Origin of the sequence: Streptomyces sp. F63 (assembly GCF_018070345.1) — a bacterium.
Lineage (GTDB): Bacteria > Actinomycetota > Actinomycetes > Streptomycetales > Streptomycetaceae > Streptomyces.
Genome location: NZ_JAGPXX010000032.1, coordinates 67,596 through 79,282, shown reverse-complemented (window position 1 = coordinate 79,282; position 11,687 = coordinate 67,596). Strand labels below are relative to the sequence as shown.

9 protein-coding genes and 2 rRNA genes are annotated in these 11,687 nt (G+C 75.8%); 9 read left to right on the top strand and 2 right to left on the bottom strand.

The features are described from left to right. The 3 genes from KBZ10_RS24575 to KBZ10_RS24565 form a co-directional block, all read left to right on the top strand. A 23S ribosomal RNA gene (locus KBZ10_RS24575) occupies nt 1–106 on the top strand; the annotation flags it as partial. Nucleotides 107–244: 138 nt separating this feature from the next. Beyond that, a 5S ribosomal RNA gene (rrf, locus tag KBZ10_RS24570) occupies nt 245–361 on the top strand. A 1,215-nt stretch (nt 362–1,576) separates the two neighbouring features. Continuing rightward, entirely contained in the window at nt 1,577–2,497 is a 921-nt protein-coding gene (locus KBZ10_RS24565) for a tetratricopeptide repeat protein (protein ID WP_307847590.1), read from the top strand. A 472-nt stretch (nt 2,498–2,969) separates the two neighbouring features. On the opposite strand, the gene KBZ10_RS24560 is transcribed toward KBZ10_RS24565, so the two are convergent. Next, nucleotides 2,970–4,313 carry a DUF1015 family protein gene (locus KBZ10_RS24560; protein ID WP_210989891.1) on the bottom strand — a complete coding sequence of 448 codons (1,344 nt, stop codon included), beginning with the start codon at nt 4,311–4,313 and terminating at the stop codon, nt 2,970–2,972. Nucleotides 4,314–4,385: 72 nt separating this feature from the next. On the opposite strand from KBZ10_RS24560, the gene KBZ10_RS24555 reads away from it, so the two are divergent. After that, a complete protein-coding gene (locus KBZ10_RS24555; RefSeq protein WP_210989890.1) occupies nt 4,386–5,447 on the top strand; it encodes an HAD-IIA family hydrolase in 1,062 nt (353 codons plus the stop codon). 453 nt (nt 5,448–5,900) lie between these two features. Here the strand turns inward: KBZ10_RS24555 and KBZ10_RS24550 are convergent, their stop codons facing one another. Then, nucleotides 5,901–6,251 (bottom strand): sterol-binding protein, encoded by a 351-nt coding sequence (locus KBZ10_RS24550; RefSeq protein ID WP_210989889.1) that lies wholly within the window; start codon nt 6,249–6,251, stop codon nt 5,901–5,903. 65 nt (nt 6,252–6,316) lie between these two features. On the opposite strand from KBZ10_RS24550, the gene KBZ10_RS30640 reads away from it, so the two are divergent. From KBZ10_RS30640 to KBZ10_RS24525, 5 genes are all read left to right on the top strand, one after another. Beyond that, the gene (locus KBZ10_RS30640) at nt 6,317–6,928 is read left to right on the top strand and encodes a hypothetical protein (protein ID WP_374223411.1); all 612 of its coding nucleotides are present in this window, start codon (nt 6,317–6,319) and stop codon (nt 6,926–6,928) included. A 13-nt stretch (nt 6,929–6,941) separates the two neighbouring features. Continuing rightward, nucleotides 6,942–7,748 carry a TlyA family RNA methyltransferase gene (locus KBZ10_RS24540; protein ID WP_210989906.1) on the top strand — a complete coding sequence of 269 codons (807 nt, stop codon included), beginning with the start codon at nt 6,942–6,944 and terminating at the stop codon, nt 7,746–7,748. Beyond that, the gene (locus KBZ10_RS24535; RefSeq protein WP_210989888.1) at nt 7,745–8,647 is read left to right on the top strand and encodes an NAD kinase; all 903 of its coding nucleotides are present in this window, start codon (nt 7,745–7,747) and stop codon (nt 8,645–8,647) included. Before KBZ10_RS24540 ends, KBZ10_RS24535 begins: the two co-directional genes overlap by 4 nt. 167 nt (nt 8,648–8,814) lie before the next feature. Further along, nucleotides 8,815–10,587, top strand: a complete 1,773-nt coding sequence (recN, locus tag KBZ10_RS24530; protein ID WP_210989905.1) for a DNA repair protein RecN — start codon at nt 8,815–8,817, stop codon at nt 10,585–10,587. Nucleotides 10,588–10,693: 106 nt separating this feature from the next. Beyond that, nucleotides 10,694–11,590, top strand: coding sequence for a hypothetical protein (locus tag KBZ10_RS24525; protein ID WP_247702911.1), 897 nt, complete (start codon nt 10,694–10,696; stop codon nt 11,588–11,590). Nucleotides 11,591–11,687: the final 97 nt, after the last annotated feature.

Sequence of the window (11,687 nt, the reverse complement as noted above, 5' to 3'; positions counted from 1 at the left end):
TTTGAGGGGTTAAGGCTCCCAGTAGACGACTGGGTTGATAGGCCAGATATGGAAGCACTGTAAGGTGTGGAGTTGACTGGTACTAATAGGCCGAGGGCTTGTCCTCAGGTGCTCGCGTCCACTGTGTGGTTCCCGGATAACGAACAGTTGTCCCGGTTGAACCAAGCTTGATACTCAATTGAAGAGTGTGCTTGTTCGCTAGGAACTTGTCGTGATCCCGCTGTGCGGGGTTATCCGATAGAGTTTCGGTGGTTATAGCGTGAGGGAAACGCCCGGTTACATTCCGAACCCGGAAGCTAAGCCTTTCAGCGCCGATGGTACTGCAGGGGGGACCCTGTGGGAGAGTAGGACGCCGCCGAACAATCTTTGAAGGACCCTTGGTCCCAGCGTTCATGCTGGGACCAAGGGTCCTTTTGTTTTTGTGCCGAAGTGCGCCGGTTCACCGGGCGCGCGAACATGCGTTTCAGTGCGGTTCCCGCAGGCAGGAGTCACGTCGATGTCCAGCAACTCTCCGGAGGAACGATCAGGGCGCTCGGAGCGTCAGCCGAGGCGCCAGGAGGGCGACGACCGCCAGGGCTTCCGCCGCGACGACCGTCCGCGTGGTCCTCGCAGGGACGACCAGGATGGTTTCCGTGGGCGGGACGGGCGCGGCTCCACCAACCGTGGGGACCGGAGCCGGCCGGAAGACCGTTCCCGTGGCCCGCGGCGTGAGGACGAGCGTGGTGGTTTCCGGGGGCGGGATGGCCGACCTGGTTTCCGGCGTGATGAGCGTGACCAGTCGCGGGGCCCGCGGCGGGACGACGAGCGTGGTGGTTTCAGGGGGCGGGACGATCGGGATCGGCGGGGTGAACGGCCGCGTGGGCCTCGGCGTGAGGACGGCCGCGGTGGTTTCCGGCGCGATGAGCGGCCCCCGTTCCGGCGTGAGGACGAGCGTGGTGGTTTCCGGGGGCGGGATGACCGGCCCGGGTTCCGGCGTGATGAGCGTGACCAGTCGCGGGGCCCGCGGCGGGACGATGAGCGTGGTGGTTTCCGGGGGCGGGATGACCGGCCCGGGTTCCGGCGTGATGACCGCGAGCAGTCGCGGGGCCCGCGGCGGGACGACGACCGGGGCGGATTCCCAGGCCGGAACGATCGGGACCGTCGAGGCGAGCGGCCTGCGGGGCCGCGGCGGGACGATGAGCGTGGTGGTTTCCGGGGGCGGGACGATCGGGATCGGCGGGGTGAACGGCCGCGTGGGCCTCGGGGTGAGGACGGCCGCGGTGGTTTCCGGCGCGATGAGCGGCCCCCGTTCCGGCGTGATGGCGAACGGGGCGGCTTCCGGGGGCGGGACGATCGGGGCGGCTTCCGGGGGGACGGTGACCGCGGTGGCCGCTCGTACGGGGGAGGCCCGCGGGAGGAGCGGGGGCGCGGCGGCTATGGCCGGCGTGACGACCGCGGCGGCCCGGGGCGGCGCGACGGCCGGCCCGGGGGTGGCCGGTTCGGCGACCGGGAGCGGGGCGATCGGGACCGCGACCGCGAGCCGATCAGGCGGCTTCCGATCCCGGAGGACGTCACCGGTGACGAGATCGACAAGGATGTGCGGCAGGATCTGATGAGCCTGCCGAAGACGCTGGCCGTCGACGTCGCCCGGAACCTCGTCATGGTGGCCAAGCTGCTCGACGAGGATCCCGGGCAGGCCTACGAGTACTCCAAGGTCGCGCTGCGGCTGGCGTCCCGGGTTGCCTCCGTCCGGGAAGCCGCCGGCTTCGCCGCGTACGGGGTGGGCAAGTACGCCGAGGCGCTGGCGGAGTTCCGGGCCGCACGCCGCATGACGGGCTCCGCCGACCTGTGGCCGGTGATGGCCGACTGCGAGCGCGGCATGGGGCGCCCCGAGCGGGCGCTGGCCATGGCGGGTGAGCCGGAGGTGCAGCGGCTGGACAAGGCCGGGCAGGTTGAGATGCGCCTGGTGGCCGCGGGCGCACGGCGCGACATGGGTCAGCCGGACGCCGCGGTGGTCACCCTCCAGAGCCCGGAGCTGGCGTCGCACTCCGTACAGCCGTGGACCGCGCGTCTGCGGTACGCCTACGCCGACGCTCTGCTGGCCGTCGGCCGGGAGGACGAGGCCCGTGAGTGGTTCGCCCGGGCGCTTGAGGCCGACCAGGGCGGTACGACGGACGCCTCCGACCGGCTCGCGGAGCTGGACGGGGTGGAGTTCGTGGACGCCTTCGACCCCGAGGCGGAGGAAGCGGACGGTACGGAGCCGAGGCACGAGGCGCAGGTGCCGGACGGGGCGGAGGTGCCGGTCCCCGGCTCCGCGGAGGCCGAGCTGCCCGGTGCTGATTCCGGCCCGGAGGCCGGGGTCAAGGGCGCGCCCGAAAGCGGGGGTGACGTCGCTCTGGGATCCGGGGACGGGCCCGGCGAACCGCCGGAAGCCCGCGGTGATGGAGCCGGGGTCCAGGAGACGCCGGAGACCCGCGAAAGCCCGGACCCGGCACGGGACGGTGCGCGGGAGGAATGATCCCGGCTGGGCCGGAGGCTGGTACGACGGGGGCGGAACCCGGCCGGGTTCCGCCCCCGTTTGCGTCCCCGTGCCGCTCTCGCCCCGCTCACTCCTCCCCACCCCGGCCCCCGTTCTCGCCGTTGTTGCCGGTCCCGCTCGGGGCAGTGGGTGCGAGGCGGTGCGGAAGGCGGGGACGGGACGGGGGCACGGACGGTGTGGAGCCCGGACGTCAGGGGACGGCGCCGGTCGCGGTGCCCCGGGCTCGGTACGGCGGAACGGGCGGGGCGGGCTGCCGTGGCCGGGGACGGACGGGGGAGGGGCGCCGGCGGGCACGGGAACGACCGGGGGCCCGGGCCGCGGGCCCGTTCCGTGCCGTCACGGCCGGAGGCTGACGCTTGCCGCCGTCGCGATGGAGCCGGGCCGAAGCCGCCGGGCCCGGTCCGTACGCGCCGCCGTCCTGCCGGGCCCGTCCTGCCGGGCCCGTGCCGGGTCAGTCCGTGTCGAGGCTGCGGAGTACGAGGCCGGTGGCGGGTTTGGGGCCGAAGGACGTCGACTTGCGGGGCATCATCACGCCCTGCTGCGCCAGTTGCCGGACGGTCTCCTCGCGGACCGGCCGCATGAGGACGGCAGTGCCGCCGTGACGGTCCACCTGCTCCACGGCCGCCGCCGCGTCGTGGATGTAGCGGATGTGCTCCGGGTCGTCGGGGACCTCCCAGATCCGTCCGAGCAGTACCGAGTGCAGCACCGTCGCGTCCAGGGTGCGCCAGGCGCGGGGGCGGCCGCCGGGGACCGTGCGCGCGAGCAGGGCGGGGTCCGGGTGATCGACCAGGTGGAAGCTGCCATCGCCTCCGGTGAGGAGGAAAGCGTTGCCCGTGCCGCCGCCGGTACCGGTGCGGGCGGTTCCGGATTCCGGTTCCGGGGAATCCGCGGGGTCGTTGAGCGCCTTCAGGGCGTTCGGGAGCGGCCCCTCCACCCGGCGCACGCGGAAGGCGCCGCGGAGCGCGTCCAGCGCCTCGGGCAGGGGCAGCCGGGGCAGGAGCCGGTGGATGGCGCGGACCCGCAGGGGGTGGCGGGCGGTGTCGACGAGCAGTACCAGACCGGAGTCCCAGGGCCCGGGGGCGGGCTGTTCCTCGCGCAGCCGGAGATAGGTCGCCCAGCGGTGGTGGCCGTCGGCGATGAGGGCCTGGCGGCGGCCGAGATCGGCGTCCACCTCGGTCAGTTCGGCCGGGTCGGTGACCGCCCACAGGCGGTGGCGCCGGCCGTCCTCCGTGGTCGTGGTGAGCAGCGGGGTCCGTCGTACGGCCCGCTCGATCACGGCCGTGGCGCCGTGCGGACCGTGGCCGTCCTCCGTCTCGTCGCTGCGGTAGGTGAGCAGGAGGGGTTCCAGGTTGGCGGCCGTGGCCCGCATGAGGGCGGTGCGGTCGGCGACGACGTCCGGCATGACGTCCTCGTGCGGCAGGACGACGCGGTCCCCGGGCGGGGAGAGGCGCAGGGCGCCGATCAGGCCGCGCTGCAGCAGGCCCTCGCCGTACTGCTCGTAGACGTACAGCGCCGGTTCCGGGTCGGCGCGGAGGACGCCCTCGGCGCGCCAGCGGCGCAGGGTCTCGCCCGCCCGCCGGTGGCAGACGGCGGGGCTGTCGCCGTGCGGCAGGATGAGGCGGACGATGTTGTACGGGTCGGCCGTCTCCAGATGGCGCAGGCCGTCGGGCCGGACCACCACGTCGTACGGCGGTGAGGTCACGGCGGCCAGGCTGCTGACCCGCTCCGGTGCGTAGCGCAGACCACGGAACGGCGACAGCCGCAGACCATCGCGAGTGGGACCGGTTCTGCTCATTGGTGCATGTTATGCGCCGGTGGACCATGCGGGATGATCGGGGGACAAGTGCCGAGTGAGGGGCGGGAGTCCATGGGTGAGCAGGGCCGGACCGGGATCCGTACCCGCACCGGGGGGAATGAGCGGCCGCTGTGCGCGGAGTACGACACGGCGCTGCTCGACCTCGACGGTGTGGTGTACGCGGGCGGTGAGGCGGTCGGGCACGCGGTGGAGTCGCTGGAGTCGGCGCGGGACGGCGGGATGCGGCTGGCGTACGTCACCAACAACGCCTCGCGGACGCCGCGGGAGGTCGCCGCCCTGCTGACCCGGCTCGGCGTCCCCGCCGAGGCCGCCGAGGTGATCACCTCGGCTCAGGCGGTGGCCCGGCTGATCTCCGAGCAGGTGCCCGCCGGCTCCCGGGTGCTCGCCATCGGCGGTGAGGGGCTGCGGGTGGCGCTGCGCGAACGGGGCCTGGAGCCGGTGGCCTCGGCGGAGGAGGGCCCCGCCGCGGTCGTCCAGGGCTACGATCCGAAGCTGGGCTGGGAGCAGCTGGCGGAAGCGGCGTACGCGGTGGGCCGCGGGGTGCCCTGGTTCGCGTCCAACACGGACCTGACGATCCCCACCGCCCGGGGGCTGGCCCCCGGGAACGGGGCGCTGGTGGAGGTGGTCCGGACCGCCGCGGGCGGCCGGCCGCAGGTCGCCGGGAAGCCGCTGCCGCCGATGCACCGGGAGACGATCCTGCGCACCGGGGCCCGGCGGCCGCTGGTGGTCGGCGACCGTCTGGACACCGACATCGAGGGAGCGCACGCCGGCGGGGTCGACTCGCTGCTCGTGCTCACCGGGGTGGCCGACGCCGCCCAGCTGCTGGCCGCGCCCCCGCATCACCGGCCGACCTACGTCGCGGCCGATCTGCGCGGGCTGCTCGCCGGCCATCCGGAGACCGAGGCCGCCGTACGGGACGCGGCCGGCCCGGAGGCGCACCGATGCGGCGGCTGGACGGCCCGGGTCGTCCGCGGTGAGCTGCTGCTGGAGGGCGGCGGCGATCCGCTGGACGGGCTGCGGGCCGGCTGCGCGGCGGCGTGGACGGCGGCCGGCGAGAGCTCGGGCGAGGACCTGGAGACGGCGAAGGCGCTGGCGCGGCTGGGCCTCGGCTGAGCCGCGCGGAGCGGTGCCGGCCCGGGGCGGTGCCGGCCCGGGGCGGTGCCGGCCCGGGGCGGCACGCGTCGGGGCCACCGCGGCCGCCGCCGGTCCCCCCGTCGCCGGGCGCGATCGTGGCGGGAGGTCGCGGACCCGGTGCCGAGCCGCCCCGCGGTACGGAACCCGAGGGCCGGTACCGGCGAAGTTGTGGGTCCGGCCGCCGCCAACGCGGCTGTCGGCTCGGCTTCCTGGTGGCGGGGCGCTGGATCGGGGAGGGCCCCGGTGATGACCGGAATCGACCGTATGTGTGGTGATGGTGCCCGAGCGGCGGCCGGGACGGCGGTGTCATGGGACGCACGGCCGCCGGGAGCTGCCGAACGCGCCACGCCGGCACGACTGGTGCCGGCAACAGCGCGCCGGTCGCCGAACGGGTCGGAACGGTTCCCCGCGAGGTCTGACCGAGTGCGGTGCCTACAGCAGGGAGCGGAGGCGGAGGAGATCGCGGAAGCCCGCCTCCAGGCGGACGCGGCCGCTGCCCCAGGCTTTCGCGAAGTGCAGGTCGCCGTCGACCATCGCGACCAGGTCGTCCGACGTCATCGACAGCCGGATCTGGGCGCGTTCCACCGGCGGGCCGGGAGCCGCGGTGACGCCCTCGATCCGGCCGTCGGCGAGCCGGCCGCTGAAGGTGGTGCCGAGGTCGGTGATGTGGCAGCTCAGCGAGCGGTTCATGGCGGCCGCGCCGCGCACGTCGTCGTCCGCCCCGGCGAGATTCTCCGACAACCGCTCCAGTGCCCGGCGGCAGTCCTCGATGGTCCTGGTCATCCCGGCCGACGTTACCCCACACCGTCATGCGTGGCGGACGGCCGGATCCGGGTAGCGTCGGGGGCATGAACGGCATGAACGAGCCGATGACCGGCGCCCGGCCGGGGCCCGCCGCGCCCTTCGCCGCGCAGGACGGGCCGGCGGACGTGACCGTCCGGCCGGGGGCACCGGCGGGACCGGCGGCGGAGCAGGCGGCGAGTGACCCCGTCCCGGGGGCGGTCGGGGCCGCCCGCTGGGCGCCGCCCCCCGGGGAACGGGACGCGGCCCACGCGCCCCCGCCCCACGGCGCCGGTTCCGCGGGGGAGCGGCCCGGTCCGGAGGCCGGTGCCTCCGCGGCGGAGGAGGCCGGTGCCGACGGAGGCGGGGCCGTTACCGGCGGAACGGAGGGCGGTGACCCGGACGCGCCCGCCGGCCCCGCGCCCCTCGGCGTCCCGCGGACGGCCACGGGGCACGCGGGGGTCGACGCCGCGCTCGACCGGCTGGCCGACGCCGACCACCTCCCCGGTGACGGGCACCTGGAGGTGTACGAGGATGTGCACCGGGTCCTGCGGGACACCCTGACCGCGCTCGACCGGCCACCCGGCCCGCCGGGTCCGTCCTCCGTCCCGTCCCCCGTCCCGTCCTCGCCGCGCCCCGGCGCGCCGGCCCCGTCCGTCCCGTACGACACCAGGAGCTGAACCACCCGTGGCAGTGTCACGACGCCGACTCGACGCGGAGCTGGTGCGCCGCAAACTCGCCCGCTCGCGCGAACACGCCGGCCAGCTGATCGCCGCGGGCCGGGTCACGGTGGGGGGCAGCGTCGCCGGCAAGGCCGCCACGCAGGTGGAGACCAGCGCGGCGGTGGTGGTGACCGCCGACGACAGCGACCCCGACTACGTCTCCCGCGGCGGCCACAAGCTGGCCGGGGCCCTGGCGGCCTTCACCCCCCTCGGGCTGGAGGTGAAGGGCCGCCGGGCACTCGACGCGGGCGCCTCCACCGGCGGGTTCACCGATGTGCTGCTCCGCGCGGGCGCGGCGCACGTCGTCGCCGTGGACGTCGGCTACGGCCAGCTCGCCTGGCCGCTGCGGAACGATGAACGGGTGACCGTCCGGGACCGTACGAACGTCCGTGACCTGGAACTCGACCTCATCGGCGGGCAGCCGGCCGGCATCGTCACCGGCGATTTGTCCTTCATTCCGCTCGGGCTCGTCCTCCCCGCCCTGGTGCGCTGCGCCGCGCCGGACGCGGATTTCGTGCTCATGGTGAAACCGCAGTTCGAAGTGGGCCGGGAGCGGCTGGGCAGCGGAGGGGTCGTCCGGAGCCCGGAGTTGCGGGCCGAGGCGGTGCGCAAGGTCGCCCGACAGGCGGCGGAACTCGGTCTCGGCGTGCTGGGTGTCACGGCGAGCCCGCTGCCCGGACCGTCCGGAAACGTCGAGTACTTCCTCTGGCTGCGTGCCGGTGCGCCCGCACTCGACCCCGCAGCAGTGGACCGAGCAGTGGCGGAGGGGCCGCGGTGACGACGACAACAGCACGGACGGTCTTCCTTCTGGCGCACACCGGCCGGCGGGCCGCCGTGCGCAGCGCCGAACTGGTGGTGCAGGGGCTGCTGCGGAGCGGGATAGGAGTCCGGGTCCTGGCGGAGGAGGCCGCGGAGCTCACCCTGCCGCCCGTCGTCGAGCTGGTGGACGCCGAGGAGGATGTGCTCGACGGCTGCGAGCTGCTGATGGTCCTCGGCGGGGACGGCACGCTGCTGCGCGGTGCCGAGTTCGCCCGGGCCTCCGGGGTTCCGATGCTCGGCGTCAACCTCGGCCGGGTCGGCTTCCTCGCCGAGGCGGAGCGCGACGACCTCGACAAGGTCGTGGACCGTGTCGTCACGCGCGACTACGAGGTCGAGGAGCGGATGACCCTCGACGTGGTCGTCCGGAACGACGGGCAGATCGCGCACCGCGACTGGGCGCTCAACGAGGCCTCCGTCGAGAAGGCCGCCCGTGAGCGGATGCTGGAGGTCGTCACGGAGATCGACGGCCGCCCGGTCTCCCGTTTCGGCGGCGACGGGGTGGTGTGCGCGACGCCCACGGGCTCGACGGCGTACGCCTTCTCGGCCGGCGGCCCGGTCGTCTGGCCGGGGGTGGAGGCGCTGCTGATGGTGCCGATCAGCGCGCACGCGCTGTTCGCCAAGCCGCTGGTGACCACGCCGGACGCGGTGCTGGCCGTCGAGGTGCAGCCGGAGACGCCGCACGGCGTGCTGTGGTGTGACGGACGGCGCTCGGTCGAACTGCCCGCCGGCGCGCGCGTGGAGGTGCGGCGCGGAGCCGTGCCGGTGCGCCTGGCGCGGCTGCACCACGCCTCGTTCACCGACCGGCTGGTGGCCAAGTTCGCGCTGCCGGTGGCCGGTTGGCGCGGGGCTCCGCACTGAGGGCGGCGGCCGCGGCGGAGCGGTGACGCGCCGTCCCGGCATCCGGCGGGGAGATCAACCGGAACGGCCCGGAACCACTCCGTCGAAGGGTCTCCCGGCCCGTCGCGGGGGAGGTACGTCGCGCCGCGCCCCCCGTACCTCGTAAGGTCGTGTCCGTGCTGGAGGAAATGCGGATACGGTCACTCGGAGTCATCGACGACGCCGTCGTGGAGCTGTCACCCGGCTTCACGGCGGTCACCGGCGAGACGGGCGCCGGCAAGACCATGGTCGTCACCAGCCTGGGACTGCTGCTCGGCGGGCGGGCCGACGCGGGCCTGGTGCGGATCGGGTCGAAGGCGGCGGTCGTCGAGGGGCGGATCGTGCTGCCCCCGGACGCCCCCGCCGCGCTGCGGGCCGAGGAGGCGGGCGCCGAGCTCGACGACGGCGCGCTGCTCATCAGCCGCACCCTCTCCGCCGAGGGCCGCTCGCGGGCCCATCTCGGCGGGCGGTCGGTGCCCGTGGGGCTGCTCGGCGAGCTCGCCTCGGACCTGGTCGCGGTGCACGGCCAGACCGACCAGCAGGGCTTGCTGCGGCCCGCCCGGCAGCGGCAGGCGCTGGACCGCTACGCGGGCTACGCCGTGGCGGGACCGCTCGGCGAGTACACGGTCGCGTACCAGCGGCTGCGGACCGTCGCGGCGGAGCTGGCGGAACTGACGACCCGCGCCCGGGAGCGCGCCGCCGAGGCGGACCGGCTCCGCTTCGGCCTGGAGGAGATCGCCGCCGCCGAGCCGCGGCCCGGCGAGGACGCCGAACTGGCCGCCGAGGCCGAGCGGCTGGGCCACGCCGAGGCCCTCGCCACTGCCGCGACCGCCGCGCACGGCGCGCTCGCCGGCAACCCGGAGGACCTGGAGGCGGTCGACGCCGGGGCCCTGGTGGCCGGCGCGCACCGGGCCCTGGAGGCCGTACGGGCGCACGACCCGGCGCTGGCCGCGCTCGCCGACCGGATCGGCGAGATCGGCATCCTGGTGTCGGACGTCGCCGGGGAGCTCGCCGGATACGCCGGTGACCTCGACGCGGACCCGCTGCGGCTCGCCGCGGTGGAGGAGCGCCGGGCCGTCCTCACCCACCTCGTCCGCAAGTACGGGACGGAGGACGGCGATCCGGCCGGGCCGGGCGGCGGGGACATCGCGGGCGTCCTCGCCTGGGCGGAGCACAGCGCGGCCCGGCTCGCCGAACTGGAGGGCGACGACGACCGGATCGGCGAACTGGCGGCGGAACGCGACGCCTTGCGGGCCCGGCTCTCCGAGCTGGCCCAGACCCTCACCGACGCGCGCACCGAGGCCGCGGGCCGCCTCGCCCGGGCGGTCACCGCCGAACTCGCCGAACTCGCCATGCCGCACGCCCGGGTGGCCATCGACATCCGGCAGACGGACGACCCGGACGGCATCGAGGTGGACGGCCGGGCCGTCGCCTTCGGCCCCTCCGGAGCCGACGAGGTGGAACTGCTGCTCGCCCCGCACCCGGGTGCCCCGGCCCGGCCCATCGCCAAGGGCGCCTCGGGGGGTGAGCTGTCCCGGGTGATGCTCGCCGTCGAGGTCGTCTTCGCCGGCGCCTCGCCGGTGCCCACCTACCTGTTCGACGAGGTGGACGCGGGCGTCGGCGGCAAGGCCGCCGTGGAGGTCGGCCGGCGGCTGGCCCGGCTGGCGCGGTCGGCGCAGGTCGTGGTGGTCACGCATCTGCCGCAGGTCGCCGCCTTCGCCGACCGGCATCTGGTGGTGGAGAAGACCCACGACGGGTCGGTGACCCGCAGCGGTGTGCAGGCGATGGAGGGCGAGGACCGGGTCCGGGAGCTGTCCCGGATGCTCGCCGGTCAGGAGGACTCCGAACTGGCCCGCGCGCACGCCGAGGAACTGCTCGCGGCGGCCCGCGCAGCGGCCGGAGGGCCGGCGCAGCCCGGCTGAGGCGGCCGCCCGGGGCCGGAGGCGGCGGCCGCTCACCGGTCCCGGCCACCCGGGCCGTCCGGGGCGCGTAGGGTGTCGGGCGGTTCAGCGGTGAGGGGAGCGGACGATGGCGGTGCCGGACGGCGCGGAACGCGGGCGTACACAGGTGCTGTTCGCCGCGGCGGGGGCGGCCCGGGCCGTCTTCGCCGGGATACGCCGCAGGCCGCCGGGCGGCGCGGCGCTGTGGGAGCGGCGCAACCACGCCGGGCGGCAGGTCGATCTGTACGCCGGGCCGGCGGCGGCCCTGGGGACCGCGCTGGCGGCGGCGACCGTACCCGGCCTCCCGGCCCGGGTGCGCGGGGCCGCCGCGCTGGCGGTCCTCGCGGCCGGCGCCTGCGGCGTGTACGACGACCTGGCGGGCCGGAACGACGCGCGGCGCGGCTTCCGGGCCCATCTGACCGCGCTGCGGCACGGGGAGATCACCACCGGCGGGGTCAAGCTCCTCGGCATCGGCGCGGCCGGGCTCGCCGTCGGCGCACTGCTGCGGCGGCGGCCGCTGGACGCCCTTCCGGCGGCCTTCGTCGTCGCCGGAGCCGCGCATCTGGTCAATCTGCTGGACGTACGGCCGGGGAGGGCCGCCAAGGCCGTCCTCGCCCTGGGGTCCCCGGCGCTGCTGCGCGGGGGAGCGGCGGGGCTGCTCTGCGCGGCGCCGATGGGCGCCGCGGCCGCCCTGCTCGCGGACGACCTCGGCGAACGCACGATGCTGGGGGACACCGGCGCGCACGCGCTCGGCGCGGGGCTCGGGCTGGCGGTCGTGGCCGGCAGCGACCGCACGGGGCTGCTGCTGTCCGCGGCCGTGCTGCTCGCGGCCGCGGTGGCCGGGGAGCGGATCGGCGACGGACCCGCCTGGCTCGACCGGCCCGTGCTGCGGGTCTGGGACGCGCTGGGCCGCCGGCCGGACCCGGTCTCGGTCTTCTCGCGCGGGGCGACGCCGGTCCGGGTCACCGGGGGCCGAAGAGACTGAACGCCTTTGCGGACGGCGGTGGGTGACGTGGCCGCCGGGGCCGGGAGGCGGGCCGGCATCCTCGGGTGCGCACCCCGCGCCCGTCCGGTCCGTGCGA